The sequence below is a fragment of the Flavobacteriales bacterium genome (assembly GCA_020435415.1).
Lineage (GTDB): Bacteria > Bacteroidota > Bacteroidia > JACJYZ01 > JACJYZ01 > JACJYZ01.
Window position 1 is genome coordinate 1 of sequence record JAGQZQ010000046.1, and the last position, 24,381, is coordinate 24,381.

Sequence of the window (24,381 nt, forward strand, 5' to 3'; positions counted from 1 at the left end):
GTTGCGGTATGGCATCTCCACCTGACAACGATCCCCACTGCCTACTACCAACTACCAACTACCAACTACCAACTACCAACTGCCTACTGTATACTGCTTACTACAAACTATTATCTTTACCCCCATGATCGTAGCAACGCAAATTGAAAAGGCCTATGGTTCTCTTCAGGTATTGAAGGGCATCCATTTGAACATAAAAGAGGGTGAGATCGTATCGATCGTTGGTGCTTCCGGTGCCGGAAAAACAACACTGCTGCAGATCATCGGTACGCTGGACCGCCCGGATACAGGCTTGCTGAGGATAGAGAATGAGGATGTCACTCAATTCAACGATAAGAAGCTGTCTGCATTCCGGAACCGCAGAATCGGATTTATTTTCCAGTTCCACCACCTTCTTCCCGAGTTTACCGCGGAAGAAAACGTATGCATTCCGGGTTTTATAGCAGGCAGACAAGAAAATGAGGTTCGTGAAAAAGCCAGGACATTGCTCGCTAAATTGGGGTTATCAGAAAGACTGGATCACAAACCCAATGAACTATCCGGTGGTGAGCAGCAACGTGTAGCGGTAGCCAGGGCTCTGATTAATGATCCTGCCGTGGTGTTGGCCGATGAACCTTCCGGTAACCTGGACTCAACGGCGGCGAAAGAATTACATGAACTGTTCTTTTCGTTGAGGGATCAGTTGAATCAGACCTTTGTGATTGTCACCCATAATGAGGAACTGGCCAATATGGCCGATCGCAAGCTAACCATGCGTGATGGCCTGATAGCCTAGAACATTGCAATTATTTCCTTTTCATTTCCGGCTTGGATCTTAACAACCAAAGCACGCTTAATGCCATGAGCGGAAGTGTTGCGATAAGGTAACTGTACCTTGTCAGGAATTGCGCTTCACTGCTTGAAGTTACATCATGAACCACTGCCAGTGCTAGTAGCACCAACAACATAGCAACGATGAATGCTCTTAATTTCTGTAACATAACTGGAGGTTTAAAAAGCCAATTTTAAATGAATCAACATGGTGCGGGATGGTTGGATGTCGCCCGGCCTTTCCATGTACTCCTTGTTAAACAGATTCCGGACACTGATTATTGTAGTCCACTTCCTGGTGATATCCCACTGCCAACGCGCTTCCCACACCCACGGTCCGGTATTGTTCAGATCTCTATACTCCTTTAAGCCAGGAAGCAATTTAGTTGATGCAATATTTCCAAGCAAAGGTTCTTCAAAGGACTTATCCACATTTTCCATGTAACTGTGGAAAACTGTTTGAACACCCCACGAAAAGTGCCGCCATTTCACCTGTGTCTCTGCCTTAAACAAATGCTTGAACCTGTATTTTAAAAGGGAACTTTCGGGATCCGATAAGGTTTCCAGGTATGTCGAATCGGGATTGATATTGGACCCGTTTGCCAGGGTATAGCCAGTCCATAAACTCCAGGTTACCTTCCTGATCTTTCCTGAAATGTATGCTGAAACATCCGTTCCCGAAATCCGGGCATTTCCAACATTTTCTGATCTGAATCCTGAATATTGGAGGTATTGGTTGAGGTCGGGATTGGTGATAGAGGGCGGATAATATTGTCCGAAAGTAAATTCCATCATGTTCTGATACTCCGTCAGAAAAAGGGCCACATCAACAAATCCGGACACCTTCCCCTTTTTAAATATCTGCCTTATTCCTGCTTCTGCGCTCCAGCCAGTTTCAGGTTGCAGGTCCGGGTTGGGGAATATCTTTAATCCACCCACTTCTGTGCTGACAAACTTTTCGGCCACCGAAGGAAAGCGATACCCTCCGCCATAGGAAGCCCTGATAAAGGTGGCCTTGCCAAACCTCCGGTTAACGCCCAGCCTCAGGACAGGCTTCACCGGTGATCGGCTGATCAAAACCTTTTCCCTGCTTACAAAGGATGTGTTCCGGTCAAAAGATAGTGCTGACGGTATTGTGACAGAAGAACGGGTAATGGCTGTATCCACCCTGAAATGTTCAAACCGCAAACCAACAGACCATCGGGTACGCTCTCCCTTCCGGTCTACCTGTCCATATACTGCCGCATTCACTCCATGATGGTCTCCATATAATTCAGATCTCACCTGCTGTCTGGACAAAACCGCTCCGGCGTTGAGCATCCAAAACTCATTCAGGTTTTTCTGGTACTGGTATTCATGGTATTGAACGTAACTCTTTGCCCCCTGACCGGTTCGTGAGTTGTTTACAACCATGTATAACCGGTTACGAAGTGCATGTTTACCACCGTTCTCACTTCTGTAGATCACATACGGATCCAGTGCCCAGCGACTTCCTGAGTACCAATTCAAGGTAGTTGTTGCGGGGTCTATGCCGCCAAAAGGCTTCCATGCACCAGAGTCCGCATTCATCCATAACAGAAACAAACGGCTTTCGATCCACATAGCACTCACCCTCGTACCCCATGTCCACCGATCATCTTTACCCAGGTATTGCCTGACGGATGCAGATACCCTGAATCGCCGCTCCATCTCCCCTTCCCTATACCCTTCATCTGCCGTACCGTTTGCACAAATCACCCAATCCATGTCATTCCATTTCCTTGCGTGAACAGCATGCGCACCATACAAGGCGGGTGCCCTTCCATCCCACCATTTAAGCAGCTGTGACGACTTACCGGTAGAATCAATCCGAACAGGGTTTCCATACATTCCTCCCCAGGCCATCATCCTGGTCATTGGCGTATCTGTTGGCTGGATGGTCCTTAGGTGAATCACACCATTGAGAGCGGAGGATCCGTAGAGCGCCGATGATGCTCCTTTGATCACCTCCACCCTTTCCAGACTTTCCATAGGAAGAAAGTTCCATTTCACATCGCCTGCATCCGCGGATATCATCGGTATGTCGTCTACCAGAAGCAAAACACGACTTCCGGCGCCATAGCTGAATCCGCTGCCCCCACGAATGTTGGCCTGACCATCGATCACATGCAATCCCGGAATACGGCTGACGGTCTCCTCTGTAGACAGCACAGGCCGGTTGTTCAATTGCGCCGGAGGAAGAACGTCTACCGTTACGGTGGCAGTCTCCGGTTTTTCGTTTGACCTGCTGGCAGTAACCACCGTTATATCAAGCATGTTGGTGGCGGGTGTTAACTGAATAACCCAGACTCTGTCAGAAGAAAATTCCGGTTGTTCCTTAATTTTCAGCTGCAAAGTCTGATAGCCTACATAGCGGATCTCCAGCAGGGAATCCTTATCGGAAATCGTTATGATAAAGTGACCATATGGGTCGGTCGATGTACCCTTATCAACCGAAACCGAAACCGTTGCTCCAGGCAATGGTTCACCTGACTCCCCATCCACCACTTTTCCTGTGATAGTCTTTTGCGCGGAAACAGAAACAGCTAAAAACAGAAATAGCATGATAATCGCGCAGCCCGCACGCTGAAAGGATGCAATGGAAATCATGTGGTAATTCTTCTTACGGATGTCGAACCAGGAAAGATGTCACACTGGTAAAGCCATCCATCTCTACCCTGATATAATAAACACCGGCTGCATATTCAGATACATCCCATTGAAAAGTGTTCATTCCAAAACCCAGGGGCTTCTGCTCCTTCAGCAGAACACGGCCCGGTGCATCAGTCATGGCAATGGTTGCTGACCCGGATGAACGTGACGTTAACTGAAGGGTTACTTGTCCATCTGCCGGACTTGGAAATGCAGGATGTAAAAGCATGAGATGCCCGTCCATATCCTGTGTACTTTGGGGTGTGTTTACCTTTATCAAAAGGTATGTTACCGTATCCCTTTGGGGTGCTGTAATCCCACCGGCATAACTTTCCACATAGCCGGTCAATGGATACGATCCTTCATCACCGGCATTCGGGGTTCCGGTAATGACCACACAACCGGTGGTACCTCCCGGCCAAACACACCGATTGGGGTTGCATGCATACGTAAATCCAGGAGGAAAGCCTACAAAACCTTTCAGCACGACCGAGTCAATAGGAATGGTAAACGGCCCTTTCACTGTATCTGCCGGAACCACCAGGGTGATCGTCTCCGAGTAGGGAGTGCCTACATACGCGGGTGGCAGATTGGTAACAGAGTCAGGGTAAATACCTCCCTTCGTATATTGCGGATCCGGGGTACATTGTCCACTAACGGATGCAACGAACATAAAGAAGCACATAACGGTCGGGCCGAATAAAAAATAAAGCTTTTTCATGGGGGTGGGTTTGATAAGGGCTAAGATAATGATATTGGTACGTATTCGGAACAGCATTTTTGGTGTTGATTTGCGCCAAAAGAATCATATTTTTGTTACGCAACAGTCGAAGAGCGCATTTATGAAGAAGATCCTACCGATTCTGATTTCCTGCTTCCTTTTGATAAATTATTCGATTCGTGCCCAGGGCGGCAAGAAAGGAACTGTTTGGTTTGACCTGGGTGCCAAAGGCGGCGTTGGAACAACATGGCTTATGAACTCCAACGTTTTTAACGACGGGTACCTGGAGCACAATTTCACATTCGGCGGATGTGCAGGTGTGAAGGCCGGATTTAACATCACCAATATTTTTGAGATAACCGGAGATGGATTGTATTCCTTTTTCAATCAGAATTATTCCGGCAATGACACATCTTTGAATGTGTCCTGGAATACCAAGGTCAATATGAAAGCCTGGGATATACCGGTTTTATTGCGCCTGAACCTATCAGGGGCTTATATTGAAATGGGACCGCAATTTTCCATTATAAGCGGAGTCTCAGAAAGTCATTCCGGAAACTTCATCGGCGTTGAACGTGGCGATGTCACAAACGCTTTTAATCACTCGTATATGTCCGGCGTATTCGGTTTCGGAAGATGGGTAGGCACAGGCATTGACAATTTCAATATGGCCCTCGGCCTGCGATTCATGTATGGATTCGGAGATATTCTAAGTGATTCAGGCGGCAAGGATAACAACGTGCATTTTCCTGACAATGACCCCACCTTTCCCGTGGTGTACGACAGCTATGCACCCACCAATCCTTTTTCCGCCCAGTTCATGATCGAATTCAACTGGGATCTCGCTTACCTGATCAACCGTACGGTATGTCATCGAACGACAGGCCGCTAAACTCCTTCCTTATGAAAAAACATCTGTTGATTGCCCTAACGGTTATTTCCTCTATTCCGGCACTACCGGCATTTGCTCAACCACGCTCCTCAGGTTCATTTAATGTAGGACCTATCGCTACAGCCAGAAGCACCTGGTTTCTGAACAAGAACACTTCTGATGCCGATGAAACCGAACAGGCTTACGAACCATCATTCGGCTATGGTTACGGCGTGAACCTCGGATCGTATTTCAATGACAATTTCGGGATTGAGCTGGACATTTTCATGGCTTCATATATGCAGAAGTATAAAGGTGGCGCATCCTATACATTACAGTACCATTCAAAAACGGCTGTGAAAGCAGTGGACCTGCCTCTTGTAGCCGTGGTGAAGGCAAACTCCGGCTCCTACTTTGAAATCGGGGGAATGTATTCGCTGGTCAATAAGGCGAATTTTACCATGTCGTTTGACTCCACAAAGATTACCCTGCATGACAACACCAATGTGAAGACCAGCTTTAACAAGAACAACATCTCAGCGGTGATCGGCTTCGGCATGGAAGGCAATCTCGGTGATCAGTTGCTTTTAACGGCAGGCTTTCGGTTTACATTCGGCCTGAGCGATTTTCAAGGTGTGGATGCTTTAGGGATTCCGTACAGCAAGTACACGGATGCATACACCACGCACACCGCTACAGGTGGCATCCACCTTGCCTTGAAGTATATGATCGAATATTAGGGAGGTGCACAAAAAAAGAAGGTTGAACAATCGTCCAACCTTCTTTCTTAATTCTTAATTCTTAATTAATTTATCGCTACCCCTACCTTCTCCAGTGCCTTTTTCATTTCATCATCGATGGTTGCTGGAGATTCTACAACGTGAATACCACATTCACGCATGATCTTCATTTTGGCTGCTGCCGTATCTTCAGCTCCACCCACAATGGCACCTGCGTGACCCATTCTTCTTCCGGGAGGGGCTGTTTGTCCGGCAATAAATCCGACAACGGGTTTGGTACCGTTCTCTTTGATCCAGCGTGCGGCTTCCGCTTCCATGCCACCACCGATCTCACCGATCATCACGATGCCATCGGTATCGGCATCATTCATAAACAGTTCAACCGCTTCTTTGGTGGATGTTCCGATAATGGGGTCTCCGCCAATACCAATTGCGGTAGATATTCCCAGGCCGGCTTTCACGATCTGATCCGCCGCTTCATAGGTTAATGTACCTGATTTAGAAACCACACCGATCCGACCCTTCTGGAATACAAAGCCAGGCATGATACCCACTTTTGCTTCATCTGCGGTAATCACACCCGGGCAGTTGGGACCGATCAACCTGACGGGTCTGCCGCTGAGGTATTCTTTCACCGCGATCATGTCTCTGGTAGGAATACCTTCTGTGATACAGACGATCACAGAAATACCAGCCTCGGCAGCTTCCATAATCGCATCTGCGGCGAAGGGTGGCGGTACAAAAATGATCGAAACATTTGCGCCGGTCTTTTCTACTGCTTCTGCAACCGTATTAAACACGGGTTTTTCCAGATGGGTCTGACCGCCCTTACCGGGCGTTACACCACCCACGACCTGGGTTCCATATTCAATCATCTGACCTGCGTGAAAAGTACCTTCACTTCCTGTGAAACCTTGTACAATCACCTTGGAATTTTTATCAATCAGTACGCTCATGTGTTCGAATGCTTAGCTTTCATTTAACGCGGGTAAAAATAGGGTTTTTCCATGGGATTGCAAATAACACAAGGTGGTACGAATGAATCAACCTGCCGGGCAATGGGAAACCATTATATTTGCGATCCTACTTAATGAGCAACCCCATGAGTTCAAGTAATAAATTCGCTTCGGTGCACTATGCCGAATACCTGCAGCTTGACAAGATATTAAGCGCACAATCCCTTCGAAGCAAAGCGTTGGGTGAGCCTGCCCACGACGAAATGCTATTCATCATCATTCACCAGGTCTATGAGCTATGGTTTAAGCAAATCCTGCATGAACTGGAATCGATGATGGCCATATTTGATCAACCCGTGATCGATGAACGTCAGATCGGCGTTGCATCACAAAGAACGGAACGGATCATAGAGATCCAGAAAATCATGATCGATCAGATCAGGGTTCTGGAAACCATGACCGCTCTGGATTTTCTGGAGTTCAGAAATTACCTGATCCCCGCTTCCGGCTTTCAAAGTTTTCAGTTCAGGAAGGTAGAGGTCATGATGGGTTTAAAACAAGGTCAAAGGATCACCTACAACCAAAAACCCTATGGCAGTGTATTTTCTGACAGTCAGATGAAGGAGCTCGAAAACCTTGAGGCAGGAAACTCTCTTGCACAGCTGGTAGGACAATGGCTGGAGCGAACCCCCTTCGTAAAACTTGATGCATTCCCCTTCCTTGATCAGTACAGGAAGGCAGTTGAGGAAATGATCACCGCCGAAAGAGAAGCCATTCAGGAAACAGGTTATATCGGTGAAGAGGAAAAACAAATACGCCTGAAGATGCTGGATGGTACGGCTGAATTCTTTCAACAGGCATTATCCGGTGAACAAGATGCTCCGGATGCGGATGAGACCTTATCTCAATCTGCTACCCTGGCCGCCCTATTTATCCAGCTATACCGCGACGAGCCTATTTTGCGGATGCCATACCAACTTCTAACCAGGTTGATGGATATGGATGAACTGTTCACAACCTGGCGCTTCCGTCATGCACAGATGGTAAAGCGCATGCTGGGCAAGAAGATCGGCACCGGTGGATCTTCAGGTCATGATTATTTGAAGAATACCGCCGAGAAGCATGAGGTATTCCGTGATCTTCATCGCATTTCTACTTTACTTATACCGCGTTCGGCACTGCCACCACTGCCCGAAGAGGTAAAGAAGACCCTAGGCTTTTATGCTGCTCATTAAGGACTAAGCAAGAACTCCACCCGGCGGTTCTTATGCATGTTCTCCTTTGTATCGTTGGGATATTTCGGACGACTGCTTCCGTAGCCCTGCCAGGTGATCCTTTCTGAACCGATGCCATGGGCAACCAGGTAGTCTGCGACCGCTCTGGCTCTTCGTTTCGACAAGTCATAATTGTCCCGTTCATTTCCCACGATGTCCGTATGCCCCAGAAGCTTCACATGCCTGTCAGGTTGTTGTTGAAGGACGGTCACCAGACTGTCAATGCTTTTAAGTGACGTAGGCACAAGAATGGCCTCTGCCGTTTCAAAAAGTACATCACGAAGCTCAACCGGTTGAGGCTCGCCGGTGGGGGGCTCCGGCTGCTTGATTTCATGTGCAAGCACAAGAGGAATGGCCTGTTGATCAGGACACAGGATAAGAGACAGGTTATCAAATTCCACACGCACATCAAAGCTGCCCATCTTCCTCGAGATACTGTCCACCACATGACGGATCACCAGCTTTTTATCTTCCTCGAACTTCAGGTGTATGGCCGCCTCCTTTTCCTTAAGAGCGCCAATCTGATTGCGAACCGACAGATTACGCTCTTCTATTTTCTTCCTTTCTTTCTTTGACGGAGACTTGGCCTCCTGCCCCGGCATCCCACCGTTAAACCCCAGCATATTGTCCTTCATGATCCTGGTGAGTGAGTCCCGTTCCAGTGCAAGTGCATCCAACCGGCCAACATGTTGCAGACGAAGTTGCTCCATTGTTTCATCAATCAGTTGCTGCACATTGATCTCTTCCTCCACATCATAATCGGGATCCGTAAAACTTCCCAGGGTCAGGACCTGTTCACCTCCGCGACCACGGTAATACCCCTCCACCCGGGTCCAGGACTCGGTCAGTCCCTCTGTGGAAAGTATCACATGGCTTTCCACATTCAATTTACGTGTGCGACTCACAAAGAAGGTATCCTCTGAGAAAAACAAAGACATATGCTTGAGGTTTTCTCTTCCCCACCGTTGTCCGGTAAAAATTCTCCAACTCATCGAAAAACAATAAAGGGAATCCTTAACAAGCGGCCTGACCAGGACCACCTGAAGATTTTCATTCAATGCAGATTTCCGGACACATAGGCCATTGTAATTTGTACCATCTTCAGCAGGGTTGGTGCGATTGTGTTTAGCAAAATGAAAGAAAGGAGGTATGGGTTGCCGCCATGGTACAGGCTGATTCATCTCAGAATCTTCAAAGCTTCCGTTCGGGATCAGATTTTGCGAGAAAGCCGAACGCGTAAATAAAAGGAGCAATACCTGAAGCATCCATCTCTTATTCAGTCGTAACAAAGCCGTAAATCTCACCATATCTTATATAACGTCCCTTATCTGCCAAGGTACATATTTTGACCGCATTGCCGGCGGCGGTTTCAATGAAGGGGTTTTAGATGTGAGGTGGATTGGTTAAGTTTGGCCTTACATTTGGCCAGGGCGATGATCTACCATATTTATGGTTGCCAGAGCTAATAAAAATCGGAGGTAAAAACACATTTATCATGAAACAGCGAATCATATTCGTTCAGCAGATGCTGAACAGAAAAGGCAAACGCGTAGGCGTTGACGGGATTGCCGGTTCAAAAACAGAAGCAGCCCTGAATACCGTTCAGGGAATCAACAAAGCGTGGCCGGTCAACCGAAAGTGCATCGCCTTTATTCAGCTTCTGGCCAAGGAGAATAAAATCGAACCCGGACCTATAGACGGTTTATGGGGTCCCCAAACAGAATATGCATACAATACCGTAAAGGCGTTGTTGGAAAAAGGGATCACGGTAAGTAGTTGGCGGCCTGACGAGGTTGATATTATCAAACCTAACCCCAATCCAAATGGCTGGCCGATGCAGGATGAAGCTTCCCTTCGCGCCTATTATGGCGATGTTGGAACCAACCAGGTAAAAACAGAACTCCCCTATCCGATGCGATTGGCATGGGACAAAAAAACCATAGTTAACCGGACCTCATGTCACACAAAAGTTAGCGCAAGCCTTGTTCGGGTGCTGACAAAGGTGAAAGATCACTACGGCATGGCAGAACTTAAACGGTTGAATCTGGATGTCTTCGGAGGTTGTCTGAATGTTCGAAAAAAGCGTGGTGGTACAACTTACTCTACACACTCCTGGGGTATTGCGTTGGACTTTGATCCTGAACATAATAAATTAGACTGGGGAAGGGACCGGGCGCTTTTTGCACAGCCGGAGTATGATGCATGGTGGAAATATTGGGAAGATGAAGGCTGGCTAAGCCTCGGACGCAGTCGCAACTTCGACTGGATGCATGTGCAGGCTGCCAGACTTTAGGTCGGATCATCGACGTTGGGAAGTTTGAGTTGATTCTGATTGTTAAAATTGAAACGAAAAATCAGGATGGTCGTAGGAGGGGTATAATTTTAACCACGCCTTGCAACCAATCTTTATTCACACCGGAAAACACTTTCAGCGCCTGGAGTTGTCAGAAGTATTATGGGTTGAGGCGCTGAAAGACTATATTCTTCTTTACACCAACGATACGCGTTACATTGTGAATCGTACGATGAAGGAGATAGAGAAAAAACTGATGCCCTATAATTTTTGCAGGGTCCATCGGTCGTTCATCGTAAACATGAGCCATATTTCGGCCATTCACTCCACCTCCCTCATGCTTGGCGACCAGAAGGAAATCCCGATCGGAAAGATGTACAGGGAACTCTTACTGGACCGGGTTAAAAAACTCTGAAATAAAAAAACCCCGTGTGATCACACGGGGTTTTTATTTTGGGTTGATGTATTCGTCTTACTTCAGACCTTCCACCAAAGACTTGAATGCTTCAGGTTCGTGCAATGCCATTTCCGCAAGCATCTTACGATTGATCTCTACCTTGTTCTTGTTCAGCTTGTCGATCAATACGGAATAAGACAAACCGTTTTGTCTTGCACCGGCATTGATACGTTGGATCCAAAGGGCACGAAAGTCACGCTTTTTACGACGTCTGTCGGTATAAGCATATTTCAGTCCTTTCTCAACGGCATTCTTCGCAACGGTGTGGACGTTCTTTCTTCTACCGAAATAGCCTTTGGCCTGCTTAAGGATTTTTTTCCTTCTGGCCTTAGCGGCCACGGAGTTTACTGATCTTGGCATGCGTTCATTTGTTTTGGCAGACAGCGCTCCCTTTCATGGGAAACTTTAAGCTGGATACCGGGTGAATAAAAAACTTATTTACCTACTGTCAGCATTAGCTTGACATTTCCAAGGTCCGCAGGATTCACCGTGGTAAATTTGGTGAGGTTCCTTTTTCTCTTGGTCGACTTCTTGGTCAGGATATGACTTTTGAAGGCGTGTTTTCTTTTGATCTTTCCGGAACCAGTAAAGGCAAACCTTTTCTTGGCGCTGGAGTTGGTTTTCATCTTCGGCATGACTGCTTCTTTTCTAAGATTCGTTACTTTCTTGGAGCCAGGAACATGATCATCCTGTTTCCTTCCAGTTTTGGCATTTGTTCCACTTTTCCAAGGTCTTCCAATTCCTGCGCCAACTTCAGCAGCAGGATCTGTCCCCTGTCCTTATAAACAATAGAGCGTCCGCGGAACAACACAAACGCTTTTATTTTCGCGCCGTCTTTTAAAAACTTGGCGGCGTGTTTCGCTTTGAAATTAAAATCGTGATCATCTGTGTTGGGACCGAAACGGATTTCCTTCACGACGATCTTAGAGGCTTTCGCCTTTAACTCCTTCTTCTTCTTCTTCTGGTCGTAAGCGAATTTCTGATAGTTGATCACCCGGCATACCGGGGGGTCGGCTTTTGCAGAAATTTCAACCAGATCCATCCCCGCATCTTCAGCAATTTTCAAGGCTTCCTGCAGGGAGTAGATGCCTTGTTCTATATCTTCACCGACCACTCTTACCTTGGTGGCCCGGATCTCATCGTTGATTAAATGTTCCCTTCTTTTCTTTTGCCTGACGAAGGGTCTTCTTGGAGTAGCTATTGTTTCCTGTTTTTTTGGTTAAACTTCATTCAATTCAACATCCGATATTTCCAGGCCGGATGCCACCTCTTCACGCACCATGCGAATAAAACCATCCACATCCATCACACCCTGATCACCTTCTCCGTGTTTCCGGACGGATATCTTATTCTCCATGGCTTCCTTCTCCCCGACCACCAACATATAAGGCACTTTTTTCATCTCCGTGTCACGGATTTTGCGCCCGATCTTCTCACTCCTGTGGTCTAAGAAGGCGCGAATATCGGAATTTTTTAGCAATTGTAAAAGATTTTCAGCGTAATCCATATAACGGTCACTGATAGGTAAAATCGCCACCTGGTCAGGCGCAAGCCATAATGGGAAGTTACCGGCGTAGTGTTCAATCAGGAACCCTATAAAACGCTCATGTGTACCAAGCGGAGCTCTGTGAATCACGATGGGGCGTTCATGTTCGTTTTCCTGGTTGGTATAAGTCAGCCCGAAGCTTTCCGGCTGGGCAAAATCCACCTGGTTGGTCGCAAGGGTAAACTCTTTACCGATGGCACTCCATACCTGTACATCTATTTTGGGACCGTAAAACGCAGCTTCATCGGCCACTTCCACATAGGGCACCCCTGAACTTTCCAGCACTTCACGCACCATATCTTCCGTTTGCTTCCAGAGCTCAGGCATATTCACATACTTCACACCAAGTCTTTCCGGGGCATGCGTTGAAAAGCGCATCAGGTATTTATCAATCCCGAATATCCTGAAATACTTCTCGTACATATCATTCACCGCCTTGAACTCTTTGGCAAACTGTTCTTTGGTGCAATAGATATGGGCATCATTCATTTGAAGCGACCTGACGCGCATCAATCCGAACAATTCCCCGGACTTCTCATAACGGTAACAGGTTCCGTACTCTGCGATCCTTAGCGGCAGGTCCCTGTAGCTTCTGGATTGCGAGGAATATACTTTATGGTGATGCGGACAGTTCATGGCTTTGAGGTAGTATTTGCCACCTTCAAATTCCATAGCCGGGAACATGCTGTCTTCATAATAAGGCAGATGACCGCTGGTGAGGTACATCGATTCTTTTGCCAGATGAGGGGTCCGGACACGCACATATCCTGCTTTACGTTCCGTACGCTTGGCAAGGCCTTCCAGTTGCTCGATCATTTCCGCACCTTTCGGCAACCATAAGGGAAGACCGGGGCCCACATCATCATCAAATGTGAACAGCTCCAATTCCTTCCCTAATTTACGGTGGTCTCTCTTTTTGGCCTCTTCAAGCATGGCCAGGTACTCATCCAACTCCGCTTGCTTGGTGAACGTGATCGCATATAAACGGGTAAGTTGCTTGCGTTTTTCATCACCCCGCCAATAAGCACCGGCAACACTCAGCACCTTGATGGCTTTGATAAAGCCGGTATCGGGAATGTGAGGTCCCCTGCACAGATCGGTGAAACCACCCTGAGTATAAAAGGTGATCTTCCCGTCCTCCAGGTCTTCTAACAATTCCAGTTTATATTCATCTCCCTTGTCTTTGAAATATTCAATGGCGTCCTTCTTGGATATTTCCTTCCGCAGGTAGGCATTCTTTTCCTTGGCGAGCGCCTTCATTTTTGATTCGATCTTTTCGAAATCATCACTGGTCAGCGCCCGGTCACCCAGATCTATATCATAGTAGAAGCCATGATCAATGGGAGGCCCGATACCGAATTTGGCACCAGGATATATCGCCTCAACGGCTTCCGCCAAAAGGTGAGCGGAAGAGTGCCACATGGTGGATTTTCCTTCCTTATCATTCCAGGTCAGTAACTGGAGGGTTGCATCGGTATCAAGCGGACGCGTGGCATCCCACACCTGATCATTCACTTTGGCAGCCAGCACATTTCTGGCGAGCCCCTCACTGATGCTTTTCGCCACATCAAGGGAGGTGGTTCCCTTCGGAATCTCCTTCACTGCTCCATCCGGCAGTGTTATTTTTATCATTTCAGCCATGGTGGCGTGTTTTAAAGGAGGCCAAAGATAATCATTCCATACCGATTTTTCCCTGCACGGCTTTTTCACAAGCATTGTGAATAACTCGGTGATTATAGGCTTCTCCCTCTATAAAGAACTTATTACTTTTGGCTTTCCTGTCCGGGTTAATTCCGAACCTAATGATACCATTGCTCAAAAAGGAAATAAACAGTTTTCTCTTTTCGCTGATAGGCTATATTGTCATCATTGTTTTTCTTGTGGTGAACGGCCTGTTCCTTTGGTTGCTACAAGAAGACACCAATATCCTCGAGGCTGGTTATGCCACCCTGGCGCCGATGTTCGGGATTGCTCCCTGGGTGTTTTTGTTCCTTATCCCAGCCATCACCATGCGTTCATTTGCGGATGAGAAGAAAAGTGGGACGATAGAGATGTTGATGACAAAGCCACTTACCGACCTGCAGATCATTCTGGCAAAATACTTCGCCGGATTGCTGCTTGTTTTGTTCAGTCTGATTCCTACCCTGATCTATTATTATACGGTCTATACCCTGGCTGATCCTGTTGGAAATATTGACAACGGAGGCACCTGGGGTTCATATATCGGTCTTTTGTTTCTGGGCAGCTCTTTTGTTGCCATTGGCATTTTCACATCAAGCATCACAGAAAATCAGATCGTGGCCTTTATCCTTTCCGTTTTTCTATGCTTCTTTTGTTACTATGGCTTTGAGTCCCTGAGTACCATGCCGGTGTTTTCGTCCATTGACCGCACAATTCAGCAATTGGGCATTGATGCGCATTATAACTCACTCAGCCGCGGCGTGATTGATACAAGAGATGTGCTGTACTTCGGATGTTTCAGTGCCCTGTTCCTAACATTAACCAAGGTGATACTGGAAAGCAGAAAATGGTAGTTGGGTTTTAACTCCGATTCGCGTGAAGAGAAAAGACGTACGTAAGCAGAATATCATCCAGGTGTCCCTGATACTGGCGATCATTATTTTGGTCAACATTGCCGGTTCATTTTTCTATACCCGATTGGACCTCACTTCGGAGAAGCGTTACTCTCTCAGTAATGAAACCAAGGACATGCTTAGGGATATGGATGATCTGGCCTATGTGAAGGTTTATCTGGAAGGACAATTCCCTGCCGGTTTCAAACGCCTCCGGGATGCAACCAGGGAAATGCTTGATGAGTTCCGGGTTTACGCGGGCGATAACATCGAATACGAATTCATTGATCCGTTTGCAGGCGCCGATCAGAAACAAAAACGGGATATATTTACCCAACTTGTACGCAAAGGATTAAAACCAACCAATCTGGAAGTGCAGCAGGAAGACGGACGAACAGAATCCGTCATATTCCCGGGAGCGATCATCACCTATAAAGGTCGGGAAATGCCACTGCAATTGCTGCAAAACAAGATGGGCGTTCCACCGGAAATGGCTCTGAATAATTCCATTCAAACCATTGAGTTCGAAATGGCCAACGCCATCCGTAAACTCAAGTTGCATAAGAAACCTGCCGTGGCCTTTATCGAAGGACATGGAGAATTGGCCGAAGAAGAAGTCAGGGACATTACCTTTTCCCTTTCCGACTCTTACGATGTGGAACGTGTTCGGATTAACGGGAAACTGGGGAGTCTCAAAGACAAGGATGTGATCATCATCGCCAAACCACAAACGGAATTTTCGGAGAAAGACAAGTTTATCATTGACCAATATATCATGAATGGCGGAAAGGCATTATTCCTCATTGATGCCGTCTTTACAAGCATGGACAGCCTGCGTACATCCAATGCCGTTCCCGGAATTGCGCTTGATGTCAATCTACTGGACATGCTCTTCAAGTATGGCGCCCGCATCAACTCCAACCTGGTTATGGACGGACAGCTTGCTGCACAGATCCCCGTGGTGACCGGGCAGAATGGCAACATTCCCCAACAAAGCCTCTACCCCTGGCCTTTCTTCCCGCTGATCCTATCACGGGCGCAACATCCGATTGTAAAAAACCTGGATGCCATCAAACTGGAGTTCGCCAATAAGGTAGATACGGTAGGTGCACCGGATATTCGCAAAACCATTTTGCTCACCACATCAAAGTATACAAGAATCATGAACGCACCGGCCAGGGTGAGTCTGCAAGCCATTCAGGATTTTGACCCTGCCCAATACAACAAATCATATGTACCTACCGGCGTTCTTCTTGAAGGTTCATTCGAGTCGGTTTTCAAGAATCGTATTCCGGAAGTAATCGCAGAAAACAAAGACATTTCTTTCAGGGAAAAAGGGAAACCAACACGGATCATCGTAGTTGGTGACGGAGATGTGATCAAAAATGAAGTACGCCGCTCCACCGGCGATATCCTTCCCATGGATCAGGATCGCTACACACGGCAGCCCTACGGAAACAGGACGTTTATTCTGAATGCAGTAGACTACCTCATTGACGAATCAGGCATCTTTGCCGTCCGGTCAAAGGAGTTACGGCTAAGACTGATGGACAGGAAAAAAGTGAAGGAAGAAAAAGGGCAATGGCAGGTCTTTAACCTGGCCCTTCCGGTCGGCATCATTCTTCTATTTGCCTTTGTGTTTGGCTGGAAACGCAAAAGAAAGTACGGTCAGAACAGCCAGGAAAACCAACCTGATGAAACAGTAAACCCACCCGCATCAAGTGACTAATTGATATGAAAGGAAAGAATCTGATTTTTCTAGGCATCCTTGCCTTGCTGGTGGTCATTATCGCCTATGTATTCATGACCCGGCAATCTGGCACCATTAAACAGGAATTAAAAGATTTTGCAATTGAGGACACGGCCTCCATCACCCGGATTTTCATGGCTGACAAAGAGAATCGCAGTGTTGATCTCAAAAGAAATGCCATGGGCCAATGGGTGGTTAATGGCGAATTTGATGCGCGGGAAGATGCGATCCAGAATCTACTGGAAACCATCCGGAATGTGCGGGTCAAAGCGCCGGTAGGCAAAGCGGCCCTGGATAACGTGATCAAAAGAATGGCGGCACAGGCGGTAAAGATTGAGATTTATATCGATGGGGAAAAATCGAAGGTATATCATGTGGGATACGAAACACCGGATCAGCTTGGCACCTATATGTTGCTGGAAAATTCAAGCCGGCCCTTTGTCATGCATATCCCCGGCTTCGACGGATACCTTTCCACCCGCTATTTCACCAAGGCGGAAGATTGGCGGGAACGGACCATTTTTAATATCGAGCCAAGGGAAATTGCAAATATCAAAGTGGAGTACCCGCAACAACCGGGCGGTTCGTTTCAACTTACAAGGGATCCTGCAACCAACCAGTTTACATTAACGGCACTTGCCACCGGAATGGACCTGGATCCGGCGTCACTGGATATGGAACTGCTGCAACAATATTTCTTTCATTTCAGGAAAGTCAATTACGAAGCGTTAGCTAACCAGCTCGACAAATCCTTCAGGGACTCCGTCGCTGGCTCGGTTCCCATGGCAATCATCAGTGTTCAGAACCTGGAAGGGCAAACCGTATCCATCAGAACATTCCCAAAACCATCTCCCTCGGAAAGAAGGGATGAAGCAGGCAACCTGATCCCGTATGATGTGGACCGGATGTATGCGGTGATCAATGACGGAAAGGATTTTGTGGTGATCCAGTATTACGTTTTTGATAAGATAATGCTTCCCCTGTCTGAGTTCATAGCATCAACTGAAAAGTCGCAGTCATGATGAATCGAACTTTACCATATATTTGTCAACCGGTGATGTATTTTAAAATGCCAGGTGAAATGTGAATTTCATCAGCGTCCTTACACACCTATCTAACCTTTTTAACTCTGCATACAGATGAAGTTTATAGTTTCGAGCAGCGCATTATTAAAGGGCCTCCAAAAAATCGGCGGGGTTCTCAACACCAGCAACACACTACCTATCCTCGATAATTTCCTGTTCGAGTTAAATGATGGCAATCTGTCCATATCAGCATCCGACCTTGAGACGACCATGACCACCATACTTTCGGTGGAAAGCAAGGAAGGCGGCAAAACAGCAGTACCCGCCAGGTTGCTTATGGATACCCTGAAGACATTCGCCGATCAGCCCCTTACATTTCTGATCGATGCAAAAACACATGCCATCGAAATATCATCAGAACATGGAAAATACAAACTGGCAGGTGAGAACGGAGAGGAATTCCCCAAGGTACCGGAACTTGATAGCGCCTCTACCCTCTCCATCAAAGCCGAAATTTTGGAGCGGGCCATTGCCAAGACTTTGTTTGCAACCGGTAGTGATGAACTTCGTCCGGTTATGTCCGGGGTGTTTTTTGAAATGAGTCCCGAACACATCACCTTCGTTGCAACTGACGCACATAAACTGGTCAGGTATATCCGCACAGACGCGAAGGCGAATCAGGCAAGTTCATTCATCATGCCCAAGAAACCTTTGAACCTGCTACGCAATGCACTGAACACCACCGATGGCGAGGTTTCCATAGAGTTCAATGTCACCAATGCGAAGTTTACACTGGAAGGGCTTGAGGTCATATGCAGGCTGATCGATGGAAAATACCCGAATTACGATGCGGTCATCCCCAAAACAAACCCTAACAAGCTTACCATTGACCGCGACCAGATCATGAATTCGATCAAGCGGGTCTCCATCTTCTCCAACAAAACCACCCACCAGGTGAGATTAAAGATCTCCGGAAGTGAACTGCAGGTCTCAGCGGAAGACATTGACTTCAATAATGAAGCAACCGAAAGACTGACGTGCCAGTACGAAGGCAAGGATATGGAGATCGGATTCAATTCAAGATTTCTGGCAGACATACTCACCAACCTGGAAGGCAATGAGGTGTGTCTGGAAATGTCCGAACCGAACCGTGCAGGGATTTTTTGCCCCAAATCACCCGAAGAAGGCGAAGATACCCTCATGCTGGTGATGCCGGTTATGCTGAGCGGTAACTGATCGGTAACGACACAACGACAGGTTGAATGCCGGTGAACTCAATCACAATAAATCAGCCTGTACCGGGTTAAACCCTATGTATTTATGAAAACATTCCTGAACGTTGGTGTTTTACTCTTATTGATGACTCCTGTTGCTGTAATTGCGCAGGACACAAACAATCAGAAAGACCGCGACCTGAAACAGATTTCCGGAGTGGTGATCAAGGGGGATAGCCTGAGCCCGATCCCTTTTGTAAATATCGTCATCAAGAATACCCACCGGGGAACCACCGCAGATTATTTCGGATATTTTTCACTGGTGGCTAAAGAACAGGACACCATCGTGTTTTCATCGGTAGGTTACCGAAGGGCCATGTTCATTGTTCCGGACACTTTATCGGACGACCGATACGTTCTCATGCAGAGCCTTTCACCGGATACCGTGCAATTACAGGAAACCGTGATCTACCCCTGGCCCACCAAAGAAGAGTTCAGGAATGCGTTTCTGAATCTGAAGGTACCCGATGATGATATGGCGCGTGCGGAACGCAATCTTAACCGGGAAGCGATGGCCGCCAGGTACGAAGTAACGCCAATGGACGGCAGTATGAACCACACCTTATACATGCAACAGGAAGCTTCCAAACTATACTATGCCGGACAACTCCCTCCCAACAATCTGTTGAACCCACTGGCATGGATGAAGTTTATCGATGCATGGAAACGGGGTGATTTCAAGCGTAAAAAAGAATGAACACTCCCACATGGGGCGTATAGCATCCATACTATGCTTTCTCTTCGCCAGCCTGGTTTCGTTTGCACAGGATACGGCTCGTGTACACGGACAAATTACCACAATTGACAATAAGCCCATTGGTGGTGTACATGTTTCGTTGGAGGGAACCACTTCCGGCACCTGGTCCGACGAGCATGGGAAATATGAAATCATGGTTCCCTCAGGAAATCAGGTTACCATTGTATTCTCGCATATTTCCTTCGGCAGGCTTACAGAGCAAATCGCCGTTTCCGGCAAAAAGGATGTAAAGCTGGATAAACAACTGAAGATTCATTCGAACGTCCTGCCCGTTCTGGAGTTCGAGCAAATTCGGAAGCGGGAAAGCGAGATGATGACCAGCATTGACCCGAAACCCGCTGCCACGCTGCCCAGCCCGAACCCAAGCATCGAAGCTTTGATCAAGGTTGTTGGCATCGGGGTATCTTCCACGAATGAACTATCATCCCAATACAATGTTCGCGGCGGGAACTTCGATGAAAACCTTGTGTATGTGAATGGCATTCAGGTATACCGGCCTTTCCTGGTGCGGTCGGGTCAGCAGGAAGGCATGAGCTTTGTTAATCCGGATATGGTTTCTGGTATTCTATTCTCCGCAGGTGGGTTTGAAGCCAAGTATGGAGATAAAATGTCGTCGGTACTTGATATCAAATACACCCAGCCTACCGAATTTGCCGGTACCGTTTCGGCTTCCCTGCTCGGCGGCTCCGTTCATCTTGAAAATGCAACGAAGAACGAACGGTTCACTTATGTTGTTGGTGCACGATACAAGACCAATCAGTACGTATTAAAAAGCCTGGACACCGACGGATCTTATAAACCATTTTTCGCAGACTTTCAGGGCTTCATTACTTATAGAATCAATCCTAAACTCAAATGGGAAGGCCTAACAAACTGGTCAAGAAATACCTACCGCGTGGTTCCTCAAAGCAGAACTACGGAGTTCGGCACGGTTAAGCAGGCCCTGCAACTCCGCGTGTTCTTTGATGGTCAGGAAATCGATGCATTCGACACCTATTTTGGCGCCACCACACTGAACTTCGAGCCGGACCCGATCACCAATATCCGGCTGATAGGTTCGGCATTCCGCACTTTTGAAAGCGAGACTTTTGATGTCATGGGGCAGTATTACCTCGACGAACTGGAAACGGATTTTGGCAAAGATGACTTTGGCAATGTAGCGTTCAACAGGGGTGTCGGAACATTTTTGAATCATGCCAGAAACTATCTTGATGCGACGGTTCTGAATGGTACCATCAACGCCACCCGTAAACAGGATTTCACAGATTACCAGTTTGAGTTCACCGCCAGCAAGGAAATGATCAATGATCAGTTAAGTGAATGGAACCTGATTGATTCCGCGGGTTTTTCCTTACCACAGGCACCGGGGAATGCAATCATCCTGCAGGATGTTGTCAAAGCGAAACTGGCACTTGAAGCTACCCGGTTTGCCGGTTATGCACAGGTGCACTGGCAACTGAATGACAGTACAGAGACTGAAATAACAGCCGGCTTGCGCACACACTACTGGGATGTGAATGAACAGTTACTGATCAGTCCCCGAGCCTCCATTTCATTTAAGCCCAAATGGAAAAGGGAGGTCATTTTGAGGGCTGCTTCCGGGTTTTACTACCAACCTCCTTTCTATCGCGAACTCCGGAGTATCGAAGGTAAACTGAACAAGAAAATACGCGCCCAGCAATCCATCCATTTTATCGCCGGTGGTGATTACTTTTTCAAAGCCTGGAACCGGAACTTCAAGTTGGTCTCCGAAGTATATTTCAAGAAGTTGAACAACCTGATCCCTTACGAAGTGGACAATGTCAGAATCCGCTACTTTGCCACGAATAACGCACGAGGATATGCCACTGGGATCGACTTTAAACTGAATGGAGAATTTGTGGAAGGCGTCGACTCCTGGTTCAACCTTTCTGTCATGCAGGTAAGAGAAGACCTGAATGATGATTTCTACATTGACACTGCAGGGGTTCGTCAGGAGCCGGGATTCATACCAAGGCCCAGTGACCAACGTGTGAACCTGGGCATTTACTTTCAGGATTACCTCCCCAAAAACCCCACCTACAAAGTACACCTGAGTCTGTTGTTCGGTACCGGGCTTCCCTTCGGTCCTCCAACCCAGAAGCGCTACCAACAGACCTACCGAATGCCTCCATACAGAAGGGTTGATATCGGCTTCAGCAAACAACTGGCCGATGAAGAAGGGCAGGCTGACCGCAGGGGACTATTCCGGCAATTCAAAAGTTTGTGGTTGAGCATGGAAGTGTTCAACCTGTTGCAGGTAAACAATGTCATCTCATACCTTTGGGTCAAGGACGTAACCAACGAGCAGTACGCCGTCCCCAATTACCTTACCTCCCGTCAACTGAATATCAGGATCACCGGAAAATTCTGATACGAGAACATACTTACCTGCGTAATTCTCCCGTAAATAAATTGTACTTTGTAACTTTGGAGTAGCGTGACCGCATCCTATGACGCTATCGTAACGTTTATTAATATCTTTTCATGAATATGATCACCAACAAATTCGTTCGCAGTCTCTATTTCTGTGGTATCCTTATCAGCACCTTACCCAATGTATCGGTGGCGCAGGAAAGTGTTGACACCCCCGAATCCTTTGACGGAAAATACCTTAACTGGTATAACAAAGATGGCAAACAGGACAAGATGGAGGGAGCCAGTGTTGCCAGGGCATATACTGAAATCATCAAGGATAAAAAGGCCGCCAAGAAAGTGGTGGTTGCCATCATTGACAGTGGTGTGGATATCGAACACGATGACCTGAAGGGCAAGGTCTGGACCAACACAGATGAAATACCGGGCAACGGCGTGGATGATGACAACAATGGCTACATCGATGATGTTCACGGATGGGGATTTCTAGGCAACAGCAAGGGGGATAACATCAATATCGAGACATATGAATTCATGCGCATCTATCGCGACCTGAATCCCAAGTTCAAAAGTATTAGCTCAGAGAATGCCCTACCGGCAGCGGAAAAGCAACAATACCGTATGTATGTGCAGTGTAAAAAGAAGTTTGAGGCAGAACTGAAAGAGAAACAGGAAACAAAAAAGAATGTTGAAGAAGTTGGAAAGCTATTCACCGGATTCGAAAAAATCGTTGGAAGCTATCTAAAAAAGGATTCTGTGACCATAGAAGACCTGATGGCACTTTCAACTACAGACGAGAAGGTTTCAGGGGCCGGAAAATGGCTACTGCAACGTTACATGCAGGGCTTCACCAAAGAAGGATTCCAGGCATATCTGGATTACCTCGATGAATATCTGAATTACCATCTTAATCTGGACTTCAATCCACGTGCTGATATTATTGGTGATAACCCAGCTGATATTACCGATCGCAATTATGGCAATAACGATGTGATCGGGCCTCGCGCGGATCATGGTACAGGGGTGGCCGGTATCGTTGCGGCTGTCCGGGGAAACAACCTGGGTACCGATGGGATCGCGGACAATGTAGAGATCATGTCTATCAGAACCGTTCCCAATGGCGATGAGTATGATAAAGATGTGGCGCTGGCCATCTGGTATGCCGTGGATAACGGAGCCAATATCATCAACATGAGCTTCGGAAAGGCATACTCTCCCCAGAAAAAAATGGTGGATGACGCGATCCAATATGCAGAGGCACACAATGTATTGCTCATTCATGCAGCAGGCAATGACGCACACAACAACGATCTGGGAGAGAATTTCCCTACGGACCTTTGCGATGATGGAAAAACCGTAAGCAACTGGATCGAGGTGGGTGCAAATCAATACGAGAAAGGCAAAGAGATCTGTGCCTCATTTTCCAACTACGGACAGAATACGGTAGACGTATTTGCCCCGGGCGTGGATGTGATCACGCTTTTCCCTGGAAGCAAATACTGGCAGGCTGACGGCACCAGCTTTGCAGGACCGGTGGTTACCGGTGTCGCCGCTCTTGTATGGTCCTACAATCCGGGTCTGACCGCTGTGGAGCTCAAGCAAGTCCTGTTAGAATCATCCACAGATATCGGCAAAAAGAAAGTATATGTTCCCGGGCAAAATATCAAGGAAGACAAATCAAAGGTGCGTTTCGGATCTTTGTCAACCACGGGTGGTTTAATAAACGCTTATGAAGCACTTAAACTAGCTGAGAAAAAGTTGGCGGCCAAAAGTGACTCAGGAAGTTAACCATTTACCAGTCTTATGTTAAGGTTCGATTCTCCCTACAAGACCTTATCGCATCAACGATATATACAGCTTTGCCTGACCAGTCTTGCCTTTGTCTGGCTATTCCTTTCTTCCTGTCACATTGAGAAACGCCATTACCGGCAGGGCTTTCACATTGAAATGCCCTCAGCAAAACATCAGGCGGAAAACACCTCAGTGGCGCAACGGGAAGTGATCACGTATAGGTCAATCCCACGCAAGGCTCCTGCCCAGCTGCAAGCACCTATCGTGTTTGAAAAACCATATCCTGTACAGGCAGCAGAATACAAACCACCCAGACCTTTGCGCAAGACCGATGACCAGGCAGGGGAACCGGAAACGGAATTTACAATTCAGGAAGATTCCCCTCCCGCAGGAAAGAGAGAACCTACCGTGCACCGTTTAGCCGTATTCAGTTTTATCCTGGGACTACTTGCACTGGGCCTGGCAGTCTTCGTGATTTA

At 47.2% G+C, this 24,381-nt stretch carries 23 protein-coding genes; 14 read left to right on the forward strand and 9 right to left on the reverse strand.

Features of this window, described 5'->3' with window-relative positions; all coding sequences use genetic code 11:
- The first annotated feature begins 124 nt into the window (after positions 1-124).
- Positions 125-775 carry an ABC transporter ATP-binding protein gene (locus tag KDD36_08810; GenBank protein MCB0396740.1) on the forward strand — a complete coding sequence of 217 codons (651 nt, stop codon included), beginning with the start codon at positions 125-127 and terminating at the stop codon, positions 773-775.
- A 10-nt stretch (positions 776-785) separates the two neighbouring features.
- Here KDD36_08810 and KDD36_08815 read toward each other — a convergent pair whose 3' ends face one another.
- From KDD36_08815 to KDD36_08825, 3 genes are read right to left on the reverse strand one after another with little or no spacing between them, the layout of a single operon-like run.
- Entirely contained in the window at positions 786-980 is a 195-nt protein-coding gene (locus KDD36_08815; protein ID MCB0396741.1) for a hypothetical protein, read from the reverse strand.
- Between the two features lie 10 nt (positions 981-990).
- Positions 991-3,438: a TonB-dependent receptor gene (locus KDD36_08820; protein ID MCB0396742.1), complete on the reverse strand. Its 2,448-nt coding sequence runs from the start codon at positions 3,436-3,438 to the stop codon at positions 991-993.
- Positions 3,439-3,451: 13 nt separating this feature from the next.
- The gene (locus KDD36_08825) at positions 3,452-4,201 is read right to left on the reverse strand and encodes a T9SS type A sorting domain-containing protein (protein MCB0396743.1); all 750 of its coding nucleotides are present in this window, start codon (positions 4,199-4,201) and stop codon (positions 3,452-3,454) included.
- Positions 4,202-4,322: 121 nt separating this feature from the next.
- On the opposite strand from KDD36_08825, the gene KDD36_08830 reads away from it, so the two are divergent.
- Positions 4,323-5,093, forward strand: coding sequence for a PorT family protein (locus tag KDD36_08830; protein MCB0396744.1), 771 nt, complete (start codon positions 4,323-4,325; stop codon positions 5,091-5,093).
- Positions 5,094-5,104: 11 nt separating this feature from the next.
- Positions 5,105-5,812 carry a PorT family protein gene (locus KDD36_08835; GenBank protein ID MCB0396745.1) on the forward strand — a complete coding sequence of 236 codons (708 nt, stop codon included), beginning with the start codon at positions 5,105-5,107 and terminating at the stop codon, positions 5,810-5,812.
- A gap of 65 nt (positions 5,813-5,877) precedes the next feature.
- Here the strand turns inward: KDD36_08835 and sucD are convergent, their stop codons facing one another.
- A complete protein-coding gene (gene sucD, locus KDD36_08840) occupies positions 5,878-6,768 on the reverse strand; it encodes a succinate--CoA ligase subunit alpha (protein ID MCB0396746.1) in 891 nt (296 codons plus the stop codon).
- A gap of 146 nt (positions 6,769-6,914) precedes the next feature.
- Between sucD and KDD36_08845 the strand changes: the two genes are divergently transcribed.
- A complete protein-coding gene (locus KDD36_08845) occupies positions 6,915-8,003 on the forward strand; it encodes a hypothetical protein (GenBank protein MCB0396747.1) in 1,089 nt (362 codons plus the stop codon).
- On the opposite strand, the gene KDD36_08850 is transcribed toward KDD36_08845, so the two are convergent.
- Positions 8,000-9,349 carry an OmpA family protein gene (locus KDD36_08850; protein MCB0396748.1) on the reverse strand — a complete coding sequence of 450 codons (1,350 nt, stop codon included), beginning with the start codon at positions 9,347-9,349 and terminating at the stop codon, positions 8,000-8,002. The two genes, KDD36_08845 and KDD36_08850, sit on opposite strands and share 4 nt — an antisense overlap.
- 188 nt (positions 9,350-9,537) lie before the next feature.
- On the opposite strand from KDD36_08850, the gene KDD36_08855 reads away from it, so the two are divergent.
- Positions 9,538-10,335, forward strand: a complete 798-nt coding sequence (locus KDD36_08855; protein ID MCB0396749.1) for a hypothetical protein — start codon at positions 9,538-9,540, stop codon at positions 10,333-10,335.
- A gap of 100 nt (positions 10,336-10,435) precedes the next feature.
- Positions 10,436-10,750, forward strand: coding sequence for a LytTR family transcriptional regulator (locus KDD36_08860; protein ID MCB0396750.1), 315 nt, complete (start codon positions 10,436-10,438; stop codon positions 10,748-10,750).
- Between the two features lie 57 nt (positions 10,751-10,807).
- On the opposite strand, the gene rplT is transcribed toward KDD36_08860, so the two are convergent.
- From rplT to thrS, 4 genes are all read right to left on the reverse strand, one after another.
- Positions 10,808-11,152 carry a 50S ribosomal protein L20 gene (rplT, locus tag KDD36_08865; GenBank protein MCB0396751.1) on the reverse strand — a complete coding sequence of 115 codons (345 nt, stop codon included), beginning with the start codon at positions 11,150-11,152 and terminating at the stop codon, positions 10,808-10,810.
- 74 nt (positions 11,153-11,226) lie between these two features.
- The gene (gene rpmI / locus KDD36_08870) at positions 11,227-11,427 is read right to left on the reverse strand and encodes a 50S ribosomal protein L35 (GenBank protein ID MCB0396752.1); all 201 of its coding nucleotides are present in this window, start codon (positions 11,425-11,427) and stop codon (positions 11,227-11,229) included.
- Positions 11,428-11,450: 23 nt separating this feature from the next.
- Positions 11,451-11,993 carry a translation initiation factor IF-3 gene (infC, locus tag KDD36_08875; GenBank protein ID MCB0396753.1) on the reverse strand — a complete coding sequence of 181 codons (543 nt, stop codon included), beginning with the start codon at positions 11,991-11,993 and terminating at the stop codon, positions 11,451-11,453.
- A gap of 18 nt (positions 11,994-12,011) precedes the next feature.
- The gene (thrS, locus tag KDD36_08880; GenBank protein ID MCB0396754.1) at positions 12,012-13,970 is read right to left on the reverse strand and encodes a threonine--tRNA ligase; all 1,959 of its coding nucleotides are present in this window, start codon (positions 13,968-13,970) and stop codon (positions 12,012-12,014) included.
- A gap of 170 nt (positions 13,971-14,140) precedes the next feature.
- On the opposite strand from thrS, the gene gldF reads away from it, so the two are divergent.
- From gldF to KDD36_08920, 8 genes are all read left to right on the forward strand, one after another.
- The gene (gene gldF, locus KDD36_08885; GenBank protein ID MCB0396755.1) at positions 14,141-14,872 is read left to right on the forward strand and encodes a gliding motility-associated ABC transporter permease subunit GldF; all 732 of its coding nucleotides are present in this window, start codon (positions 14,141-14,143) and stop codon (positions 14,870-14,872) included.
- 22 nt (positions 14,873-14,894) lie between these two features.
- Entirely contained in the window at positions 14,895-16,640 is a 1,746-nt protein-coding gene (gene gldG / locus KDD36_08890; protein ID MCB0396756.1) for a gliding motility-associated ABC transporter substrate-binding protein GldG, read from the forward strand.
- Positions 16,641-16,645: 5 nt separating this feature from the next.
- Positions 16,646-17,683 carry a DUF4340 domain-containing protein gene (locus KDD36_08895; protein ID MCB0396757.1) on the forward strand — a complete coding sequence of 346 codons (1,038 nt, stop codon included), beginning with the start codon at positions 16,646-16,648 and terminating at the stop codon, positions 17,681-17,683.
- A 117-nt stretch (positions 17,684-17,800) separates the two neighbouring features.
- Positions 17,801-18,922 carry a DNA polymerase III subunit beta gene (gene dnaN, locus KDD36_08900; GenBank protein MCB0396758.1) on the forward strand — a complete coding sequence of 374 codons (1,122 nt, stop codon included), beginning with the start codon at positions 17,801-17,803 and terminating at the stop codon, positions 18,920-18,922.
- Between the two features lie 84 nt (positions 18,923-19,006).
- Entirely contained in the window at positions 19,007-19,657 is a 651-nt protein-coding gene (locus tag KDD36_08905; GenBank protein ID MCB0396759.1) for a carboxypeptidase-like regulatory domain-containing protein, read from the forward strand.
- A 10-nt stretch (positions 19,658-19,667) separates the two neighbouring features.
- Positions 19,668-22,109: a carboxypeptidase-like regulatory domain-containing protein gene (locus KDD36_08910; protein ID MCB0396760.1), complete on the forward strand. Its 2,442-nt coding sequence runs from the start codon at positions 19,668-19,670 to the stop codon at positions 22,107-22,109.
- Between the two features lie 113 nt (positions 22,110-22,222).
- Complete coding sequence (locus tag KDD36_08915) at positions 22,223-23,899, forward strand: S8 family peptidase (protein ID MCB0396761.1); 1,677 nt, start codon at positions 22,223-22,225, stop codon at positions 23,897-23,899.
- Between the two features lie 15 nt (positions 23,900-23,914).
- A partial coding sequence (locus KDD36_08920) for a hypothetical protein (GenBank protein MCB0396762.1) occupies positions 23,915-24,381 on the forward strand: 467 nt, incomplete at its 3' end.